The organism is Castellaniella caeni NBRC 101664 (genome assembly GCF_001592225.1).
Classification (GTDB): Bacteria; Pseudomonadota; Gammaproteobacteria; order Burkholderiales; family Burkholderiaceae_B; genus Castellaniella; species Castellaniella caeni.
The window spans coordinates 22,141-41,689 of record NZ_BCWN01000022.1; the positions used below are offsets into that span (position 1 = coordinate 22,141).

Below are 19,549 nucleotides of genomic sequence, written 5' to 3' on the forward strand. Positions count from 1 at the left end.
CGTTCACCCATGAATGGATGGGATGGAAAGCGTTTCTGCGCCGGACTTCCGCAGGAACCGGGCCGGGGTTGACGCTGTTCGCGCAGGCGCATCCCAGCCGCCCCCGAGCGCCTTATACAGCGCCACCAATTGCACAGCGGCGTTGGTGTGCGCGCGTGCAACGGCGGTCTCGGCTTCGTGCAGGCTGCGCTGGGCGGTCAGCAGTTCCACCAGAGGCACATCGCCCGCGGCGTAGCGGGCCTTGGCATAGCCGTAGCTGGTTCGTGCCGCATCCAGGGCCATGGCGCGGCGCTTCAATGTGTCCAGTCCGCCGTGATAGTCGCCCAGGGCGCGTTCGGCGTCGCCCAGCGCCGCCAATACCGCTTGCTCATAGGCGAGTGCAGCCTGCCGCTCGGCGGCCTCGCGCGCCCGGATTTCGGCGCGCACGCGGCCACCGTCGAACAGGCGCCAGGAAACCAGCGGCAGGATGGAGAAACGCGAACTGGACGCATCGAACCAGTTGCCTGTGCTGAGCGCCTGGAACCCCCCGCCCACACCGATGGAGAGTTTGGGGAACAGCTCGGCCGTGGCTACGCCGATATCGGCGGAACTTGCCGCCAGGCGCCGCTCCGCAGCTAGCACGTCGGGGCGGCGGCGCAGCAGGTCGGCACGCTCGCCCACCGGCAGGGCCCGCAGCGTGCTCGGCACCAAGGGGCCGTCGAGCAAGGCCAATTCACGCTCTGGTGGGGCGCCCAAAAGCACGCTCAGGCCAAGCACTGCGGCGCGCTGACGTGCCTGGATATCCGGCAGCAGCGCATTGACAGCGGCCCATTGCGCATACGCAGCCTCCACGTCGGCGGCGGATGCATCGCCGGACGCGTGGCGTAAGCGTATCAGCTCCAGAGTTTTCTGCAGCGTGCCCAATATGGCTCTTTGTGCTTGTAATTCCTGATGAGCGCCAACAGCGGTGAACCAAGTGCGAGCGACCTCGGCCACGATGCGCATGCGCACACCCTGTGTTTCGACTTCGGTGGCTTGCAGGCGAGCGCTGGCGCCTTCCAGGGCGCGGCGCTTGGCGCCGAACAGATCGACCTCCCAGGCGGCGTCAAAGCCCGCGTCGTAAATGGTCTGGGTGGCGTCGAGCCCAGGGACGGAGCCCACGGGCAAGGGGCCGTTTTTACTTTGACGGCGCCGATTGACGCTGGCCCCGGTGCTAACGGCGGGAAGTCGATCTCCTGCCGCGCGGTCGCGCAGCGCACGCGCTTCGTCAATGCGTGCCGCGGCTTGGCGCAGATCCAGGTTCTGTGCCAGCGCCGTGCCCATCAGACGGTCGAGGATGGGGTCATGGAACGCGGACCACCAGCGCGCCAGATCTGCAGACTGCGATTCGCTCGTCAGTGGCAAGGTCCAACCGGCGCCGATATCCACCGGAGGCGGCTCGCGGTAGTCGGGGCCCACGGCCGCACAGGCAGTCAACAGCACGCAGGACAGGGCCAGTGCGAGTGGGTGCAGGCGCCTGGGTGTTGGCTCCGCAGCGGGCGTGCGCGAGGAAGAGTGACGGGCTGTGGTTTTCATTGCAGACGTCCTCGGACGAATACGGTGGCCATCGTGAGCGTGGTCAGGGCAATGGCCGCCAGGGGCCACAGGCTGGCGAGAATGTCGCCGGGCGGCATGGCCTTGAGGAAACTGCCCTCGACGATGATGAGGAAGTGGGTCAGCGGAATCGCCTGGGCCAGCCATTGCAGGACGAGGGGCATGTTTTCCACAGGCGTCGCAAAGCCCGACATCAGTACCGCCGGCACGCCGATGGCGAACGCTCCCAGGATGGCCTGCTGCTGGGTCATGCTGACGGCGGAAATCATCAGGCCGATACCGACCACCGACAGGATGAACAGCACCAGGCTCACGAGCAGCAGCGCAAACGAGCCGGTGAACGGGATGCCGAACAGGAACACGCCGACGCTGATCATGGACAGGCCCAGCAGCGTGCCGATGGCGAGCGCCGGCAGTGATTTGGAGATGATGATCTCCGGCGTCGAGGTGGGTGACACCAGCAGCTGGTCGAAGGTGCCCAGTTCGCGCTCGCGTGCGATCGACAGCGAGGTGATGAGCAGCGCGCTGAATAGCGCCAGGATGCCTGTGAGGCCGGGCACGATGAACCAGCGGTAGATCAGGTTTGGATTGAACCAGTGGCGCACGACCACGGGCGTCGGCGCCTGCGCGTCGGGCACGGCTTCGGCGCCGACGTCGGCGGCGATGGTGGACAGGTAGGCGACGGTGATCTGGCCCGAGTTGCTGCGACGGCCATCGACTACCACCTGGGCCTTGCCACTGCCACCGGCGGCGATGGTACGCGAGAAATCCACGGGGATGGCGAGCGCGGCGATCACCTCGCCCCGATCGATCATCTCGTGCAGCTGCCGCTGGCTGTCCACATGCCGGACGTGGGTGATGAAGCGGGCGCTGTCCAGGCGCTGCACCAGCTCGTGCGACCAACGTCCGGCGTCCTGGTTGTAGACGGCGATGTCGACGTTGTGCACTTCGAGCGTGGCGGCAAAGGCGAACACCAGCAGCTGCAGGATGGGCGGCACGAACACCACCATGCGGCTGCGCGGATCGCGCAGCACGCTGAGCACTTCCTTGATGAACTGGGCGCGCAGGCGGGTGAATGAGAAGGCGGAGGTCCACATGGCATCACTCCAGGTTCTTGCGCGTGGCGCGCTTGGCGATCAGGAAGAACAGTGCCCCGATCGCAGCCATGGCCGCCAGGTTGGGCAGGAACACCGCCCAGATGTCGCCAGCCAGGAACACGGACTTGAGCGAATCGACGAAGTAGCGTGCCGGAACGGCTCGGGTAATGGCGCGGATCGGCGCTGGCATGGCGTCGATTTCGTACAGGAAACCCGACAACATGAAGGCTGGCAGAAAGCCCGTGAACAGCGCGATCTGCGCCGCCAGAAACTGGTTGCGCGCCAGCGACGAAATTAGCAGGCCCTGGCCCAGCGCTGGCACCATGAACATCGCCGACAAGAGCAGCAGCGCCGCCAGCGAACCGCGCATTGGCACGCCAAAGACGAACACCGCCAGCGCCGCCGCGCCCAGCGTGGACAGCATGCCGAGCACGAAGTAGGGCAGCAGCTTGCCGATCAGGATTTCCGCCACCGAGGCGGGCGTGGACAGCACCGCTTCCATGGTGCCGCGCTCCCATTCGCGCGCCACCACCAGCGCGGTGAGCATGGTGCCGATGATGGTCATGACGATGGCAATCGCGCCTGGGATCAGCGCGCGGCGGCTTTCCAGCTCGGGGTTGAACCAGTAGCGCGGCTCCAGCACAACGGACTGCGCGGGTGCCGCGACATCCAGCCCCGCGCGCCAGGACTGCACCACGCCGCGGGCGTAGTTCTCGACGTAGTTGGCCGTGTTGGGGTAGGAGCCATCGGTGATGATTTGCACCAGCGGCTCTGCTCCGCGCTGGGTCAGGCGCTGCTCGAAATCCTGCGGAATGACGATGTAGCCGCGCAGCGCACCGGAGACGAGTTGCTCGGCCACCTCGCGCCGGTCGTGGGCGAATTGCGTCTTCAGGAATCGAGTGCCCGAGAAGGCGGCGGCCAGCGACTGCGCCGATGCGCCAGACGTTTCCAGCACCACGCCGACGCGGACCTCCTTGGCATCGAGCGACACCGCATAGGCGAACAGCAGCAGCAACACCACCGGCAGCACGAAGGCGATCAAGAGCGTCGAGGGGTCACGCAGCGCCTGGTAACTTTCCTTGGTGACCAGGGCCACCAGGCGTCGCAGGTCGAAACGGCGCAAGTCGGGCTGCATCGAAGCAGCTCCTTCCTTGTGTTCTGCAACGGCGTTCATGCGGCGGCCTCCAACTCGCGGTCGGCCGACTCGACCAGGTGAATGAAGGCGTCCTCCATGGTCGGGTCGGGGTGTTCGGCATTCGCGGCGGCGCGCTTGAGCGCATCGGGCGTGTCGAGTGCGATCAGGCGTGCGCGCGAGAGCATGGCAACGCGGTCGCAGTACTCCGCCTCGTCCATGAAATGGGTGGTGACCATGATGGTCACGCCCTTGCGCGCCAAGCCGTTGATGTGGGTCCAGAATTCGCGCCGGGTGATCGGATCCACGCCTGAGGTGGGTTCGTCCAGGAACAGCACGGGTGGACGGTGCATGAGCGAACAAGCCAGTGCCAGGCGCTGCTTGTGCCCCAGCGGCAGGGAATCGGGCGTGGCGGACAGCCAGTCGCCCAGGTCGAAGGTTTCGATCATTTCCGCGATGCGCTCGCGCCTGGTGTTGCCTTCCAGTCCGTAAACACCGGCCGAAAATTCCAGGTTCTGCTGCACCGAGAGCAGACCGTAGAGCGAGAACTTCTGCGCCATGTAGCCGAGCCGGCTCTTGGCCGCGCCGGTGGCGCGGCGCAGATCGTGCCCCACCACATGCGCCTCGCCCGCAGTGGGTTTCAGTAGGCCGCACAGCATCTTGAAGGTGGTGGACTTGCCGGCACCATTGGGGCCAAGCAGGCCGAAGATTTCGCCTTTTTGCACTTCAAAACTGACTTGGTCGGTGGCGGTGAACTCGCCGAAACGCTTGGTGAGATTACAGCAGGAGACGGCAATGTCGGAACCCAGGTCGACCGGCGGCAGGCGTTCTGCCAGGGTTGATGTACCGCCTGGCCCACCACCGAGAAGATCAATGAAGGCGTCTTCAAAGCGCGCGGGCACCTGCGCCAGTTCGACACGCACGCTATCGGCCAGCGCTTGGATTTGGCTTGCCCGCGCACCGTCCCGCAGTACCACGCGCACCCCGGCGCCCTGGATCACGCCATCGCTCACGCTTTCCAGTTCGAGTGCCTCGGTCAGAACCGCCCGGCGCTCGGTGCCGACGTTTTCCAGTCGGAAGCTGCGACCTTCGAGGTGCGCCGTCAGCTGTTGCGGCGGGCCATCGAACAAGAGTTGCCCCTGGTTCAGCAGCAACACGCTCTCGCAGCGTTCGGCCTCGTCCAGGTAGGCGGTAGACCAGACCACGGCCATGCCCTTATCGGTCAATGCCTGCACCATGCGCCATAAATCCTGGCGGCTGACCGGATCGACGCCGACACCCGGCTCGTCCAGTAGCAGCACCTTGGGCCGCGCCATCAGCGCACAGGCCAGCCCCAGCTTTTGCTTCATACCGCCGGAGAGCTTGCCGGCGAGGCGCTTGGTGAAGGGCCCGAGTCGAGTGAAATCGAGCAACTCCGCAAATAGATCGGCATTGCGATTGGCGTCCATGCCGCGCAACTGCGCATACAGGCGCATGTTCTCCATCACCGACAGATCTTCGTAGAGGCCAAAGCGCTGCGGCATGTAGCCGCTGGCGGCGTGGATGGCGTCGTTGTCCTTGACCACGTCAAAGCCAGCCAGGGTGACGTGGCCGGCATTGGGCACCAGCAGGCCGGTCAGGATGCGCATCAGCGTGGTCTTGCCGGCGCCATCCGGGCCGACCAGACCGGTCAGCCGCCCGTAGTGGATGTGTGCGCTCAGCCCGCGCAGGGCCTGTACCTGGCCGAAATGCTTGTCCACGCCTTTGATGACAACGGCTGTGGCAGCCGTGTTTGCACTGACCGGCGTGGCGGCTATGGTGTCGTTTTCCTGCACCTTAACGCTCCCCTGTGCGCGCGCTGGAGGCTGGCTCGGCATCGATCGCTATCGTCACCGGCATGCCTTGACGCAAGGCAGTGTCGCTGTCGGCTTGGTCGATCACGATACGCAGGCGGTAGACCAGATCCGTGCGCAAGTCCGTCGTCTCTACCGTCTTGGGGGTGAACTCGGCGCGCGGCGAGATGAAGCCGATCTGGCCGCGATAGACCTTTTCCCCGAAGTCGCTCTTGACGTGCACCACGGTGCCGGGTGCGATGCGGCCCAGATCCCGCTCGCCCACGTAGGCGCGCACGTACACGGGCTTGTCCAGGCTCAGGCTGTAGACCGTGCTCTGGCTGGCGACCATGCTGCCGGGCTCGCGCACCCGGGCAATGATGGTGCCGTTGCTGGGTGCCGTCAGTTCGGTGTCCGCCAGGGCCGTGCTGGCTTGCGCCGCGGCTGCCTGCGCGGCCGCAAGGCGCGCCTCTGCTGCAGCAATGTCTTCCTTGCGAAAGCCCTCGGATGCCTGCGACAGGACGGCCTTGGCTGATTCGACGCCCGCAACCGCCTGATCTCTTGCAGTGCGTGCTGCATCGACCGTGCGCTGGCTGCTGGCACCCGACGCAAGCAGGCCGCTCTGACGTTGAAAGTTGCGCTCGGTATCAATTGCAAGCGCTTGCGCTTTCTTAAGTGCCTCGCGTGCCTGGGTGATTTCCTGCGGACGCAGGCCGCGGCGCATCTTGGCCAGTTCTGCCTGCGCCACCTGTACCTGGGCTTGTGCCGCCCCAAGGGCTTCTCGATACGGCTGCGCATCCAGCGCGGCCAGGCGCGTGCCGGCTGTGACGAAATCGCCCTCGTCAAAAGCCATTTGTGTGACGCGCCCAGGCTGGCGGAACGCCAGTTGAACCTCGCGGATATCGACGTTGCCGTAAAGACGCAATGTCTCTTGCTGGTCATGGCTGCGCGCGAACCAGAACGCCAGTGCGCAGCCAAGAGCGAGCAGGGCAAGAATGATCACGACCCAATGGGTTTTTCTTATGCGAAAGTGCAAATTTGTCATCGATGGTTCCCGCCGAAAGTAGATCCTGCGCTGCACTGCGTGTCACCGTGTTGATTGGTCGGGAGTCCTGAGCAGACTGCGGATTGTTCTGCTGTCTGAAGACTGGACAAATGCTTCATTTGCTGTTGCCGATGCCGCGGCGGTAGATGGCAAATGCAGCGGGTGCATCTCTGCGAATCTGGCTGGCATTGCCGGCCAGCAGAGACTGCATGACCAGGCCCTGGATTGTGCCGATGAATAGTGCCGCCGCGACTTCCACGTTTAGTTCCGCGCTCAGTTCGCCTTGCGCCTTGCCCTCTTCCATCAGGCGGCGCAGGCGCTGTTCGTACTGGCGAATCAGGTTTTGCACCATGCGCTTGGCCAGCGTTTCCTCAGCGCGTTGCAGCTCTCCGAACAGCATGCGGGGAACGCCGGGACGTTTGGCCACGAAGTCAATATGCGTCATGAACATGGCTTCGAGTGCGGCAGCGGGGGATGCCGCGTCTTCGGCGGCCTCGTCCACGCGAACCAGAAGACGTTCGCCAACCCAAGACATCGTCGCCTCCAGGATGGCTTCCTTGGTAGGAAAGTGACGAAACAATGCGCCCTGCGTCAGACCCATTCGGTCGGCAATTGCCGTAGTCGTGATCTCGGCCGGGTTTTGCTCGGCCGCCAGGTCGACGACAGCCTGCACTGTGGCTTCACGGCGATCTTCGGCGGACAGGTATTGAGGACGTTGACGCACGGTTCAGATTCCAAATAGTTAGTAAGTAGTCACTATCATAATATGTTAAATGCAGATGGTGCAAGACGAGTTGGATCGTCCTGCGGGAAGAAGTCTTGCTGCGCCAAGTCTTCGGCGAGACTTCGATGGGGCTGCGGATGGGTGACGGGCCTGAGAGAAGGTGATGGTCACCTGTGGGTGGCCATCCATGTATGCTGGCTTCCATGAAGCTGACGCGATCTCGAGATCGCGTCAGCAAATGAAAAACAAGGTTAGTTCACTGGCATCAGAGCGACCCTTTGGCGTGCGCTGAAGGCAGCATGTTGTGCAAGGTGTCGTCACGTATTATGTAATGGTGCCAAAGCGCCGCCAACGCGTGCAGACCAATCAAGCCATAGCCAATTTTGCCAATGGTCTCGTGGATTGCCTCCATAGACTTGGCAAAGGCGGGATCCGCCGTAACGAGTGCTGGCAAATTCAAGCCATACAGCGGCACAGGCTTTCCTTTTGCGCTCAGGACGACCCAGCCCAGCACCGGCATCACCACTAGAAAGGCATACAGGGTCCAATGCATGGCAGTCGCCAGCCTGTGTTGCCAGAGGGGTGGCGCGGGGTGAATGTCCGGGGCCGGAAAAATCCCGCGAAGGATCAGGCGGATGAACACAAGGCCGAAGACCGTCAGGCCCAGCATTTCATGCCATATCTTCATCAGATCATGCGCAGCAGTGCCCTTGGGGTAGATCCCTCGTAATTCTATGAGCGCATAGACGGCAATCAGAAGGATCACGGTCAACCAGTGCGCCGCGATTGACATTGGATGAAATGACGAAACCTGGATGTTGGCAAGTGGCTGCTGTTGCATGATGGCATCCTGGACGAGGTTCACAAGGGATCAGGGGCAACGATGTTTGTGTTGGCAGGCATAGTGATGGCTCCTTTGAATATCACCGAATTGTTCCGGTATTGAGCCGGGGCTTGATGTCATTCTGGGCATTACCAGGTGAACCAATGATGAAGGACGTATTCATCTGTCATTCATCCGGATGTTGCTATAAGGCCTTCCTTGATGAATACGAACTTGCATATTTTGCCGAGTGCCAGAGCCGTTCTGCGAAGATGTTGTTATGACAGCGCTGCCGCCCGTCCATGCTGATCTTCACGATCCGTGAATTCGTCGCGGGTGAACTGCGGGCTCTGGCGCAAAACAACCAGGAGCTGATTTCCTTCTGCCTGGAACATGAGTTGTTTTAGTGTGTTTATCCCCGCCAGGCCCCCAGCCGCTCGGACAGCCGGTCGGCCAGCTTGCGGATGGCCTGGCCCGCGCGCGCTTCGAGCGCCGGGTTGGCTTCCAGCGAGCGGATGCTGACGGCCACGCCGGCCACGGCTTCGGGGTGGTGCGAATCGAAGACCGGGGCGCCGTAGCAGTACATGCCCTCGCGCACGCCCTCGTGATCCATCGAGTAGCCGCGCTGCCGGGTGTCCTGCAGTTCGGTGATGAGCCCCTCGGTGTCGCGCACCCCCTTGGCGGTGAAGGGCGCGGGCCAGGCGTATGCGGGTGCGCCAAACAGCTTGCGGATGCCCGAGTCGGGCAGGGTGCTGAGCATGGCCAGCCCCGTGGCCGTGTACACCGCGGGCATGCGCATGCCCGCGTGAAAGCTCAGCCCCAGGGGATGCTTGCCGTTGCGGCAGGCGATGTAGACCACTTCCTCGCCGTCGCGCACCGACAGGGTGATGGTTTCTTCGGGCAGCACGCGCATGTCATCCCAGGAGGCGAAAAACTCTTGCGTGATGTCCAGCCGCGCCATGAAGGCGTTGGCCCACATCATGACGTGCGGGCCCAGCGTCATCAATCCGCTGTCCACCCGGGTGATGAGATTGAGCTGTTCGAGTGTCGTGCACAGGCCGTGCAGGCTGCTCTTGGGCAAGGCCAGTGCCTTGGCCAGGGTGGCCAGCGAGACGGGGCTGCCGGTGCGCGCCATGAAGTCGAGGACGGCGGTGGCGCGGGCGACGGCGGGGGCGGCGAGTTTGTCGGCGGGCATGGGGTTCGTGGGGCGGAGTAAGGTTGCCGCCATATGCGGCGGGTACGGACGCGCCGCCACCGCGCGGATTGACGAAATCCAGAGGGGCCGCTATCATCTTTCCGTTCAATATATCATATATCGTTCAGTATAATGAACGATCAATCGGAGCGAGATGATGTTGCCTTTGAAACGACCCGATCTCCTGCGCCAGCAGGCCTACGTCAACGGCCAGTGGTGCGCGGCGGATTCAACCGAGACCATTCCCGTCACCAACCCGGCCACCGGCGAAACCATTGGCACGGTGCCCAATATGCGCGCCGCCGAAACCCGCCGCGCCATCGAAGGCGCGCAGGCCGCCTGGGGCGCCTGGCGCGCCCTCACCGCCAAGCAGCGCGCCGTCATCTTGCGCCGCTGGTTCGACCTCATGACGGCCAACGCGCAAGACCTGGCTGTCATCATGACGGCAGAGCAGGGCAAGCCGCTGGCCGAATCCAAGGGTGAAATCGCCTACGGCGCCGCTTTCCTCGAATGGTTCGCCGAAGAAGGCAAGCGCGCCTATGGCGACGTCATCCCCTCGTTTGCCGCCGACCGCCGCATCGTGGTCACCAAAGAGCCCATCGGGGTGTGCGCCGCCATCACGCCCTGGAACTTCCCTTCCTCCATGATCACCCGCAAGGCTGGCGCCGCCCTGGCCGCCGGTTGCCCGCTGGTGGTCAAGCCCGCCTCGCAGACCCCGTTCTCCGCGCTGGCGCTGGCGGTGCTGGCCGAAGAGGCCGGGATTCCCGCCGGGGTGTTCTCGGTGCTCACGGGCAGCGCGTCGGCCATCGGCGGCGAAATGACCAGCAATCCGCTGGTGCGCAAGGTGTCGTTCACCGGCTCCACCGAGGTGGGGCGCCTGCTGATGGAACAATGCGCCTCCACCATCAAGAAGATGTCGCTCGAACTGGGGGGCAACGCGCCCTTCATCGTGTTCGATGACGCCGACCTCGATGCCGCCGTCGAAGGCGCCATCGCCAGCAAGTACCGCAACGCCGGGCAGACCTGCGTGTGTACCAACCGCTTCTATGTGCAAGACGCCGTCTACGACGCCTTCAGCGAGAAGCTGGTGCGGGCCGTGAACAAGCTGCGCGTGGGCAATGGCCTGGAAGACGGGGTCACCCAGGGGCCGCTCATCGATGCCGCCGCCGTGGTCAAGGTGCAGGAACACATCGCCGATGCCGTGGCGCACGGCGGACGCGTGCTCACGGGCGGCAAGCCGCACCCGCTGGGCCACACCTTCTTCGAGCCCACCGTGCTGGCCGACGCCACCACCAGCATGAAGCTCGCGCGCGAAGAAACCTTCGGCCCGCTGGCGCCGCTGTTCCGCTTCAAGGACGACGCCGAAGTCATCGCCCTGGCCAACGATACCGAGTACGGCCTGGCATCCTACTTCTACAGCCGCGACATCGGTCGTGTCTGGAAAGTGGCCGAAGCGCTCGAATACGGCATGGTGGGTATCAATACCGGCCTCATCTCCAACGAAGCCGTGCCCTTTGGCGGCGTGAAGCAGTCGGGGCTGGGGCGCGAGGGCTCGCACTACGGGCTGGACGACTACCTGGTCGTGAAGTACCTGTGCATGGCCCTCTAAGTCCACGTTCAGGCAAGTGGCCCGCGTGGGCGGGCCGCCACGCGTCCAAAGAACCGTTGTGTTCGCCGGACGCGGCAGCAACAAAAGCGCCTCCATGGCGCTTTTGTTGCATCTGTATCTTCCGCGCAGCAGCATAAGTTACAAAATTGGCCGATAATCTCGTTTTGCCTTTTTAGGATCGCCTTGAACGTCTCCAGCTTGTCCGCCTCGCTCAGTTGGCCCCTTATCGGAATCGTGGCCTTCATGGTCGGCGGGCTGATCGTCGTGTCCGAACGCTGGCATGGCCGGTTCACGGGCGACAACGATCTGCACAAGCCGCAGGCCATGCACAAGCGGGCCGCGCCGCGCGTGGGCGGCCTGGCCGTCGTGGCCGGCAGTCTGGCCGGGCTGCTGGTGCTGGGGCCGCACAATATGACGCTCACCTGGCTGTGGCCGGCCCTGTTCGTGGCGGCCCTGCCCGTGTTCGTGGCGGGCCTGCTCGAAGACATCACCAAAGAAATCGGTTCGGGCAAGCGGCTGCTGGCCGCCTTCATCTCGGCGGGCATCGCCTGGTGGGTGCTGGGCGGGGTGTCCCGCGTGGGGCTGTCCTGGGTGGACATGCTGCTGTCCAACTGGCCCGTCATTTCCTTGGTGTTTACCATCGTCGCCGTGGGCGGCTGCACACACGCGCTCAACATCATCGACGGCATGAACGGCCTGGCGGGCATGATCGCCACGCTCATGGCCGTCTCGCTGGCCCTGGTGGCCCTGCAGGTGCAAGACATTCCCATCTTCATGATCGCCCTGGCGCTCGCGTCGGCCACCCTGGGTTTTCTCGTCTGGAACTTCCCTTTCGGGCGCGTCTTCCTGGGCGACGGCGGGGCGTATTTCCTGGGCTTCATGCTGGCCGAGCTGGCCGTGCAGCTGGTGGTGCGCAACCCCGGCGTGTCGCCCTTCTATGCGCTGGCGGTGCTGTTCTATCCGGTGTTCGAAACCCTTTTTTCCATCTGGCGGCGCAAGTTCAAGCGCGGCGTGCCGGTGGATCAGCCCGACGCCCTGCACCTGCACCAGCTGGTCTTCCGGCGCCTGGTGCGCGTCACCTTCAGCCGCGACAGCCGCCATGACGTGCCCGCCCTGTGCAACGCCATGACCTCGCCCTACCTTTGGGTGCTGGCGCTCATCGGGCTGGTGCCCGCCACCCTCTGGTGGGACAGCGCCTGGCTGCTGTGCCTGAGCATGGCGCTGTTTGCCGCCGTCTATATCTGGCTGTACATCCGCCTGGTCACCTGGCGGCGACCCCGCTGGCTGCTGCTGCCTTCCATCGGGCGGCGCAGTCGGCGCGAGTAAAATTCCTTCGATCAATACGGCAATGATGCCGGGGAGAGTTTCATGAACATTCAGGACGTCCGTCTGGCCGTCGTCGGCCTGGGCTATGTGGGCCTGCCGCTGGCTGTCGAATTCGGCAAGCAGCGCGATGTGCTGGGCTTCGACATCAACACGCGGCGTGTCGATGAGCTGCGGGCCGGGCGTGACCACACCCTGGAAGTTTCCGGCCCCGAACTGGCCGAAGCCGCACATCTGCGCTTTTCCAGCGACCCCGCCGAACTGGCGAGTGCCAACGTCTTCATCGTCACGGTGCCCACGCCCATCGACGAATACAAACAGCCCGACCTCACCCCGCTCGAGCGCGCCAGCGAAACCATCGGCCGCATCCTCAAGCGCGGCGACACCGTCATCTACGAATCCACCGTCTATCCGGGGGCCACGGAAGAAGTCTGCGTGCCCGTGCTCGAACGCACCTCGGGCCTGAAATTCAACGTCGATTTCTACGCGGGCTACAGCCCCGAGCGCATCAACCCGGGCGACAAGCAGCACCGTGTGTCCACCATCCGCAAGGTGACCTCGGGCTCCACCCCCGAAGTCGCCGAGCTGGTCGATACCTTGTACCGTCAGATCATCACGGCGGGCACGCACAAGGCCTCGTCCATCAAGGTGGCCGAAGCCGCCAAGGTGATCGAAAACACCCAGCGCGACGTCAACATCGCCCTCATCAACGAACTGGCGCTCATCTTCAACCGCATGGGCATCGACACGCTCGACGTGCTCGAAGCCGCCGGCACCAAATGGAACTTCCTGCCCTTCCGCCCGGGGCTGGTGGGCGGCCACTGCATCGGTGTCGATCCCTACTACCTCACGCACAAGGCGCAGGCCATCGGCTACCACCCCGAGATCATCCTCGCGGGGCGTCGTCTCAACGATTCGATGGGCGGCTACGTGGTGTCGCAGCTGGTCAAGGCCATGACCAAGCGCCGCATCCAGGTGCAGCGTTCGCACGTGCTGGTGATGGGCCTGACCTTCAAGGAAAACTGCCCCGACCTGCGCAACACCCGTGTCGTGGACATCGTGCGCGAACTGGGCGAATACAGCATCGACGTCGATGTCTATGATCCCTGGGTCGATCCCGCCGAGGCGCAGCACGAATACGGCATCACGCCGGTGGCCAAGCCGCAGCAGGGTGCCTATGATGGCATCATCCTGGCGGTCGCGCACCACCAGTTTGCCGAGATGGGGGCTGCGGCCATCCGCGCCCTGGGCAAGTCCGAGCACGTGCTCTACGACCTGAAATACCTGCTGGCGGCCAATGAATCCGACCTGCGTCTCTGAGGTTTTGCCATGACGACACGTTACGATGCGGCGCGCGCCGAGATTCAGGCCAGCCCGCGCACCTGGCTGGTCACGGGGTGTGCCGGCTTCATCGGCTCCAACCTGCTCGAAGCGCTGCTGGGCCTGGATCAGACCGTGGTGGGGCTGGACAACTTCGCCACCGGCTATCAGCACAACCTCGACGAAGTCCAGCGCCTGGTCACGCCGCAGCAGTGGGCGCGCTTTCGCTTCATCGAGGGAGACATCCGCGATATCGACACCTGCCACCACGCCGTCGAAGGGGTGCGGCACGTGCTGCACCAGGCGGCCCTGGGCTCGGTGCCGCGCTCGCTCAAAGACCCGATGACCACCAACGCTGTCAACGTGGGCGGCCAGCTCAACATGCTGGTGGCGGCGCGCGACGCGCGGGTGCAGTCGTTCGTTTATGCGGCGTCCAGTTCCACCTATGGCGATCATCCGGGCCTGCCCAAGGTCGAAGACCAGATCGGCAAGCCGCTGTCGCCCTACGCCGTCACCAAGCTGGTCAACGAACTGTATGCCGACGTCTTTGCCCGCGCCTACGATTTTCGCGCCATCGGGCTGCGTTACTTCAACGTCTTCGGCAAGCGGCAAGACCCGGACGGCGCCTACGCCGCCGTCATCCCCAAGTGGGTGTCGTCGATGATCCGCGACCAGGAAGTCGTCATCAACGGCGACGGCGAGACCAGCCGCGATTTCTGCTATATCCAGAACGTCGTGCAGGCCAATCTGCTGGCATCGATGGCGGGGTCGGAAGGTGTCAATCAGGTCTACAACGTGGCCTTCAATGCGCGCACCAGCCTCAACCAGCTGTTCGGCTACCTGCGCGACATTCTCGGGCGCAACGGGGTCGGCTACGCGCGCACGCCGCGCTACGCCGACTTCCGCGCCGGCGACGTGCGCCATTCCCAGGCCGATGTCTCCAAGGCGCGCGAACTGCTGGGCTACGAGCCGCAATTCGACATCCTCCACGGGCTCGAGCTGGCCATGCCCTGGTACATCCAGTTCCTGCGCTAGGGCTGCAGCGGCGTGCCGGGGGTTTTCGTCCACCGAGACAGGGGCAGTCGCGTAAGGCCTGGCAGCTTCTTTCCGGATTAGGCCATGCGTTCCTTCAAGCAACGGCTGATGACCTTGCACGCCGATCATCGGCGCATTGCCCTGGGCGCCGCGCGCGTGGCGTTTTTCCTGCTGATGGGCAAGGCCGTCGGCGCCTTCAAGGAAATGGCGGTGGCCTACCGCTACGGCATCAGCGACGTGGTGGACGCCTATCAGTTCACCCTGACGATGGCCAACTGGCTGCCGGTCACCCTGGTGGGCTCGTGCTCCGTGGTGCTCATCCCGGCGCTGGTGCGCAGCCGCCAGGGGGATCGTGATCTGCACGGGCGCTTTCTGGGCGAGCTGCAGGCCTGGGCGATCGGCCTGGGGGTCGTCGTCGGCCTGTTGCTGGTGTCCGTCTGGCCCTGGGTGCTGCAGTGGGCGGGCCAGGGGCTGTCGGCCCCGGTGCAGGGCATGAGCCGACTGCTCATCCTGGGGTTTGCCCCGGCGGCGCTGTTCACCATCTCGACGGGACTGAGCGCGGCGCGCCTGCGCGCGCACGAGCGCCACATCAATACTTTGCTCGACAGCGTGCCCGCGCTCATGATCCTGGTCTGGGTGCTGCTGGCGCCGCCGGGGGCGGGCGTGATGCCGTTGCTGTGGGGCACGCTGCTGGGCTATGCCCTGCAGTCATTCTTGCAGCGACGCCTGGCGCAGCGCGCCGATGGCGTGCCGACGCGCCTGCGCTTGCGGCATCAGTCGCCGCAGTGGTCCAGCCTGGCTGCGGCGGCGGGCATCATGCTGGTGGGCCAGCTGGCCATGAGCTTTGTCGGGCCCATCGACCAATACACGGCGGCCCGGCTGGGGCAAAACGCCAACGCCACGCTGGGCTACGCGGCCCGCCTGCTGTCGCTCATGATCGGCCTGGGCGCCGCCTCGGTGGGTCGCGCCGCGCTGCCGGTGCTGGCCGACATCCAGGGGCGCGGCGACGCCGCGCACGCGCGCGCCATGGCGCTGAAATGGTCGGCGGCGATGCTGGCCGTGGGCGCCGTGGTGGTCGTGCTGGGCTGGTGGCTGGCGCCCTGGATCGTCTCGCTGCTGTTCGAGCGCGGCGCCTTCACCGCCCAGAACACGTTGGCCGTGGCCGAAGTCTTGCGTTGGGGGCTGCTGCAGCTGCCGTTTTTCTTCGGCGTGCTGATTCTCGTGCAGTTGCTGGCCAGCCAGAACCGCTATGGCTGGATGGCCACGATTGCCGTCGTCAATTTTCTCGTCAAGGCCGGGATGAACGCCGTGCTGGCCCCGCGCATGGGCGTGGCCGGCATCATGCTGGCCACCAGCCTGATGTACGCCATGTCGTACACGGGCTATCTGCTGCTGGCCCTGCGCGTGCGGCCCGGCGGCCCGATTTCACAGAACGAAGCGCCATGAGCACCTCTCGACTCGACCTCATGATCGTCATCCATTCGCTGCGCGGGGGCGGGGCGGAGCGGGTGGCGGTCGATATGGCGGCCTACTGGCAGGCTCGCGGGTATCAGGTGGCCGTCGTCACCCAGACGGGCGCGGAGCAGGATGCCTATGCGCTGGCCGAGGGCGTGCAGCGCCACGCCCTCGGGCTGGCGGGCAACAGCACGGGGCCGCTGGGCGCTGTCTGGGGCAATCTGCGCCGCTACTGGGGCCTGCGCCGCCTGGTGCGGCGGCTGCGCCCGCGCGTGGTGCTGGGGATGATGACGCGCGGCTCGGTGCTGGCCGTGCTGGCCGCGCGCGGGCGCGCCTGTCGCGTGGTCGCCACCGAGCACACCCATCCACCCATCCAGCGCCTGCCCGAACTCTGGCAGCGCCTGCGGCGGCGCACCTACCCGCAGGCCGATGCCGTCGTGGCGCTCACCCAGGGCACGGCGCAGTGGCTCGACGCCCACCTGCCCGGCGTGCGGGCGCAGGTCATCCCCAATTCGGTGCGCTGGCCGCTGGAAGACGGCGCGCCCGTCATCGCGCCCGCGCCGAACCCGGGGCGCCATCGGCTGCTGGCCGTCGGGCGCCTGCATGCGGTCAAGGGCTTCGACTGCCTGCTGCGCGCCTTCGCGCAGCTGAGCCGCATCCATCCCGACTGGGATCTGACGATTCTGGGCGAGGGCGCCGAACGCGCCGCGCTGGAGGCGTTGCGCGACGAACTGGGCCTGCGCGACCGGGTGGCGCTGCCGGGCCGCGTGGGCAATATGGCCGCCTGGTACGCGGCGTCCGATCTGTACGTGCTGAGTTCGCAGGCCGAGGGCTTGTCCAACACCTTGCTCGAAGCCATGGCCAGCGGCCTGCCCTGCGTGGCCTTCGACTGCGAGACCGGGCCGCGCGAGATCATCCGCGACGGCATCGACGGCGTGCTGGTGCGTCCCGTGCAGGATGCCGACGCCCTGGCCCATCAACTGGCAAACCTGATGGCTGACCCCGCGCTGCGGACGCGCTATGCTGCCCGGGCGGTGGACGTGCGCGACCGCTTCAGCGCGGCGCGCATCATGGCGCTATGGGAGCAGGTCTTTCAGGGACGACGGGTGAATTGATGCATACGCTGTTTCTGGTCAGTTCCATGCACGGCGGCGGGGCCGAGCGGGTGGCCGCCACCCTGGCCAACGCCTGGGCGCGGCGCGGTGACCGCGTCACGCTGGTGTGCTGCTATTCCGGCCACGGCACCTGCCTGCAGCAGCTCGAACCAGGTGTCGAGCTGCTGTGGCTGGCCGATCGGCTGCGCGGGCCGCGCTGGTGGCGTCCGCTGGGCAAGATCCTGGCCTTGCGGGCGCTGGCTCGCGCGCTGCGCCCCGACCGCGTGCTGTCCTTTCTCACCAACGTCAACGTCACCACCTTGCTGGCCACCCGCGGCCTGGGGTTGCCCGTGGTGGTGGCCGAACGCACCGACCCCGCCCACAGCGTCAACCTCGAACCTGTGCTGCGCTGGGCGCGCCGCCGTCTGTACCCGTGGGCGCGGCGCGTGGTGGTGCAGACGCGGCAAAGCGTGCCACACCTGCGCCAGGTGGCGCCCGGCGTGCGCCGCCTGATGGCCATTCCCAACCCCTTGCCCGATCATCTGCCGGGCGTGCGCGAGGTCGAACCGCCCGGGCCGCGCTACCGCCTGGCCGCGCTGGGGCGCTTCAACCCCATCAAGCAGTTCGACCGCCTGATCGAGGTGTTTGCTACGCTTGCCGAGCGTTGCCCCGCGTGGGATCTCGTCATCTGGGGCGATGGCGCCCAGCGCGCCGCCTGTCAACAGCGGGTCGAGGCGCTGGGCCTGTCCGGCCGCGTGCTGCTGCCGGGCTTCAGCGCCGACCCCTGGGCCGACCTGTACACGGCGCACGCCTTCGTGCTCAGTTCGCGCGTCGAGGGCTTTCCCAATGCCCTGCTCGAAGCCATGGCGCTGGGCCTGCCCTGCGTGGCCAACGATTGCCCGTCGGGGCCCCAAGAACTCACGCAGGCGGGCCGCTACGCCGAACTCGTCCCGTTTCAGGATGAAGCGGCGCTGGCGCAGGCCCTGCTGCGCGTCATGCGGCAAAGCCCGGATCAGCGCGTGGCCGCCGGGCACGCGGCGGCGGCCAGCGTGCGCGCCCGCTACGGTCTGGATGCGGTGCTGCGAGCCTGGGATACTGCCTGGGACGATGGCCCTGCATCGACATGAACTTTCAATACTGGACAGACCCGGGGCGCGGGTGGCCCGCCGCCGGGGCATCACAGGACACGCCATGAGCGATATGGAACACGAGAACCCTTTGCCCGCACCGGACGCCGGCCAGCCGCCGCGCGCGGCCGCCCAGGGGGCGGGCGCTGCGTTGCCCGACGCGGCCGACGAGTCCGCCGCGCAGCCGCCCTTGCGGGTCGTGCACGTCATCTCCGGCCTGCTGCATGGCGGGGCGGAAACCGTGCTGCAGCGCCTGGTGACGGCCCCGGGCGGCACGGCGCGGCACACGGTGGTCTCCATGACCACCGAAGGGGTGATCGGCGTCGCGCTGCGCGAGGCTGGGGTCGAGGTCGTCACGCTGGACATGCAGGGGGCCGTGGGTTCGCTGCGCGGCCTGTGGCAGCTGTATCGCCTGCTGCGGGCGCGCCGCCCGGACGTCGTCCAGACCTGGATGTATCACGCCGATCTCATCGGCGGTCTGGTGGCGCGCCTGGCGGGCATCCGGGCGCTGGCCTGGGGCGTGCGCAATTCGGGCGTCAGCCTGGCCGAAAGCAGCCGCTCGTCGCGCGCCACGGCCTGGCTGTGTGCGCGGGTGTCGGGTTGGCTGCCAGGCGTGATTGTGGTTTGCGCGCGCAAGGCCGCTCAGGTACACCGCGCCTGGGGCTACCGGGCCGACCGCATGCTGGTCGTGCCCAACGGTTACGATTTTTCGCGCTGGCATCCGGACGCCGCCCAGCGCGAGGCCCTGCGCGCCCAGTGGGGCGTGTCCGACGATGCCGTCGTGCTGGGCTGCGTGGCCCGCTGGAACCCCCTGAAAGATCATGCCAACCTGCTGGCCGCCCTGGCGCTCAGCCTGCAGGCCGATGCGCGGCTGCGCTGCGTGCTCATCGGCCTGGGCATGTCGTGCGACAACGCTGAACTGATCGCGCTGGCGCGCCAGTACGGCGTGCTCGATCAGCTGATCTTCCTGGGGCGCCGCGACGATGTCCCGGCGCTCATGCGCGGGCTGGACGTGCACGTGCTCTCCAGCAAGGCCGAGGGCTTTCCCAACGTGGTCTGCGAGGCCATGGCCTCGGGCGCCGCGTGCGTGGTCACCGACGTGGGCGATGCCGCCGATATCGTCGCCGACCATGGCTGGGTGGCCCCGGCCCAGAACCCGTCAGCCCTGTCGCAGGCCATCGGCCAGG

The 19,549-nt window shown here is 65.9% G+C and carries 15 protein-coding genes and 1 pseudogene; 8 read left to right on the plus strand and 8 right to left on the minus strand.

All coding sequences use genetic code 11. The features are described from left to right. Positions 1 to 3 precede the first annotated feature (3 nt). From CCA01S_RS12575 to CCA01S_RS12610, 8 genes are all read right to left on the minus strand, one after another. Positions 4 to 1,554: an efflux transporter outer membrane subunit gene (locus tag CCA01S_RS12575; protein ID WP_066459048.1), complete on the minus strand. Its 1,551-nt coding sequence runs from the start codon at positions 1,552 to 1,554 to the stop codon at positions 4 to 6. Beyond that, positions 1,551 to 2,669 (minus strand): ABC transporter permease, encoded by a 1,119-nt coding sequence (locus CCA01S_RS12580; RefSeq protein WP_066459049.1) that lies wholly within the window; start codon positions 2,667 to 2,669, stop codon positions 1,551 to 1,553. The genes CCA01S_RS12575 and CCA01S_RS12580 overlap by 4 nt, the downstream gene beginning before the upstream one ends. 4 nt (positions 2,670 to 2,673) lie before the next feature. Then, complete coding sequence (locus CCA01S_RS12585) at positions 2,674 to 3,843, minus strand: ABC transporter permease (RefSeq protein WP_066459050.1); 1,170 nt, start codon at positions 3,841 to 3,843, stop codon at positions 2,674 to 2,676. Then, positions 3,840 to 5,657, minus strand: coding sequence for an ATP-binding cassette domain-containing protein (locus CCA01S_RS12590; protein WP_232305118.1), 1,818 nt, complete (start codon positions 5,655 to 5,657; stop codon positions 3,840 to 3,842). Before CCA01S_RS12590 ends, CCA01S_RS12585 begins: the two co-directional genes overlap by 4 nt. Further along, positions 5,617 to 6,657 (minus strand): secretion protein HlyD, encoded by a 1,041-nt coding sequence (gene hlyD / locus CCA01S_RS12595; protein WP_066459053.1) that lies wholly within the window; start codon positions 6,655 to 6,657, stop codon positions 5,617 to 5,619. The genes CCA01S_RS12590 and hlyD overlap by 41 nt, the downstream gene beginning before the upstream one ends. A 115-nt stretch (positions 6,658 to 6,772) precedes the next feature. After that, positions 6,773 to 7,381, minus strand: coding sequence for a TetR/AcrR family transcriptional regulator (locus CCA01S_RS12600; protein ID WP_066459055.1), 609 nt, complete (start codon positions 7,379 to 7,381; stop codon positions 6,773 to 6,775). A gap of 265 nt (positions 7,382 to 7,646) precedes the next feature. Next, positions 7,647 to 8,222, minus strand: a complete 576-nt coding sequence (locus CCA01S_RS12605; protein WP_066459057.1) for a cytochrome b — start codon at positions 8,220 to 8,222, stop codon at positions 7,647 to 7,649. Between the two features lie 394 nt (positions 8,223 to 8,616). Beyond that, positions 8,617 to 9,399 carry an IclR family transcriptional regulator gene (locus CCA01S_RS12610; protein WP_066459058.1) on the minus strand — a complete coding sequence of 261 codons (783 nt, stop codon included), beginning with the start codon at positions 9,397 to 9,399 and terminating at the stop codon, positions 8,617 to 8,619. Between the two features lie 154 nt (positions 9,400 to 9,553). Here CCA01S_RS12610 and gabD point away from each other — a divergent pair, with 154 nt between their 5' ends. The 8 genes and pseudogenes from gabD to CCA01S_RS16320 all read left to right on the plus strand — a co-directional run. Beyond that, complete coding sequence (gene gabD, locus CCA01S_RS12615) at positions 9,554 to 11,008, plus strand: NADP-dependent succinate-semialdehyde dehydrogenase (RefSeq protein ID WP_066459060.1); 1,455 nt, start codon at positions 9,554 to 9,556, stop codon at positions 11,006 to 11,008. Between the two features lie 243 nt (positions 11,009 to 11,251). Next, complete coding sequence (locus CCA01S_RS12620) at positions 11,252 to 12,334, plus strand: MraY family glycosyltransferase (RefSeq protein WP_066459108.1); 1,083 nt, start codon at positions 11,252 to 11,254, stop codon at positions 12,332 to 12,334. 42 nt (positions 12,335 to 12,376) lie between these two features. Then, entirely contained in the window at positions 12,377 to 13,651 is a 1,275-nt protein-coding gene (gene tviB / locus CCA01S_RS12625; RefSeq protein ID WP_066459062.1) for a Vi polysaccharide biosynthesis UDP-N-acetylglucosamine C-6 dehydrogenase TviB, read from the plus strand. Positions 13,652 to 13,660: 9 nt separating this feature from the next. Next, positions 13,661 to 14,686, plus strand: coding sequence for an NAD-dependent epimerase/dehydratase family protein (locus tag CCA01S_RS12630; protein WP_066459063.1), 1,026 nt, complete (start codon positions 13,661 to 13,663; stop codon positions 14,684 to 14,686). An 84-nt stretch (positions 14,687 to 14,770) separates the two neighbouring features. After that, positions 14,771 to 16,132, plus strand: coding sequence for a murein biosynthesis integral membrane protein MurJ (murJ, locus tag CCA01S_RS12635; RefSeq protein WP_066459068.1), 1,362 nt, complete (start codon positions 14,771 to 14,773; stop codon positions 16,130 to 16,132). Further along, complete coding sequence (locus CCA01S_RS12640) at positions 16,129 to 17,256, plus strand: glycosyltransferase family 4 protein (RefSeq protein ID WP_232305119.1); 1,128 nt, start codon at positions 16,129 to 16,131, stop codon at positions 17,254 to 17,256. Before murJ ends, CCA01S_RS12640 begins: the two co-directional genes overlap by 4 nt. Further along, a complete protein-coding gene (locus tag CCA01S_RS12645) occupies positions 17,256 to 18,362 on the plus strand; it encodes a glycosyltransferase (protein WP_066459074.1) in 1,107 nt (368 codons plus the stop codon). The genes CCA01S_RS12640 and CCA01S_RS12645 overlap by 1 nt, the downstream gene beginning before the upstream one ends. A gap of 73 nt (positions 18,363 to 18,435) precedes the next feature. After that, positions 18,436 to 19,491 (plus strand): annotated as a pseudogene (locus CCA01S_RS16320) (glycosyltransferase); the annotation flags it as partial. Positions 19,492 to 19,549: the final 58 nt, after the last annotated feature.

Coding starts and splice junctions, on each gene's coding strand:
- CCA01S_RS12575 (WP_066459048.1), bottom strand. CDS start 1,554: ATGAAAACCACAGCCCGTCACTCTTCCTCGCGCACGCCCGCTGCGGAG.
- CCA01S_RS12640 (WP_232305119.1), top strand. CDS start 16,129: ATGAGCACCTCTCGACTCGACCTCATGATCGTCATCCATTCGCTGCGC.
- CCA01S_RS12630 (WP_066459063.1), top strand. CDS start 13,661: ATGACGACACGTTACGATGCGGCGCGCGCCGAGATTCAGGCCAGCCCG.
- CCA01S_RS12590 (WP_232305118.1), bottom strand. CDS start 5,657: ATGCCGAGCCAGCCTCCAGCGCGCGCACAGGGGAGCGTTAAGGTGCAG.
- CCA01S_RS12645 (WP_066459074.1), top strand. CDS start 17,256: ATGCATACGCTGTTTCTGGTCAGTTCCATGCACGGCGGCGGGGCCGAG.
- hlyD (WP_066459053.1), bottom strand. CDS start 6,657: ATGACAAATTTGCACTTTCGCATAAGAAAAACCCATTGGGTCGTGATC.
- CCA01S_RS12610 (WP_066459058.1), bottom strand. CDS start 9,399: ATGCCCGCCGACAAACTCGCCGCCCCCGCCGTCGCCCGCGCCACCGCC.
- CCA01S_RS12605 (WP_066459057.1), bottom strand. CDS start 8,222: ATGCAACAGCAGCCACTTGCCAACATCCAGGTTTCGTCATTTCATCCA.
- CCA01S_RS12620 (WP_066459108.1), top strand. CDS start 11,252: ATGGTCGGCGGGCTGATCGTCGTGTCCGAACGCTGGCATGGCCGGTTC.
- murJ (WP_066459068.1), top strand. CDS start 14,771: ATGCGTTCCTTCAAGCAACGGCTGATGACCTTGCACGCCGATCATCGG.
- tviB (WP_066459062.1), top strand. CDS start 12,377: ATGAACATTCAGGACGTCCGTCTGGCCGTCGTCGGCCTGGGCTATGTG.
- gabD (WP_066459060.1), top strand. CDS start 9,554: ATGATGTTGCCTTTGAAACGACCCGATCTCCTGCGCCAGCAGGCCTAC.
- CCA01S_RS12585 (WP_066459050.1), bottom strand. CDS start 3,843: ATGAACGCCGTTGCAGAACACAAGGAAGGAGCTGCTTCGATGCAGCCC.
- CCA01S_RS12580 (WP_066459049.1), bottom strand. CDS start 2,669: ATGTGGACCTCCGCCTTCTCATTCACCCGCCTGCGCGCCCAGTTCATC.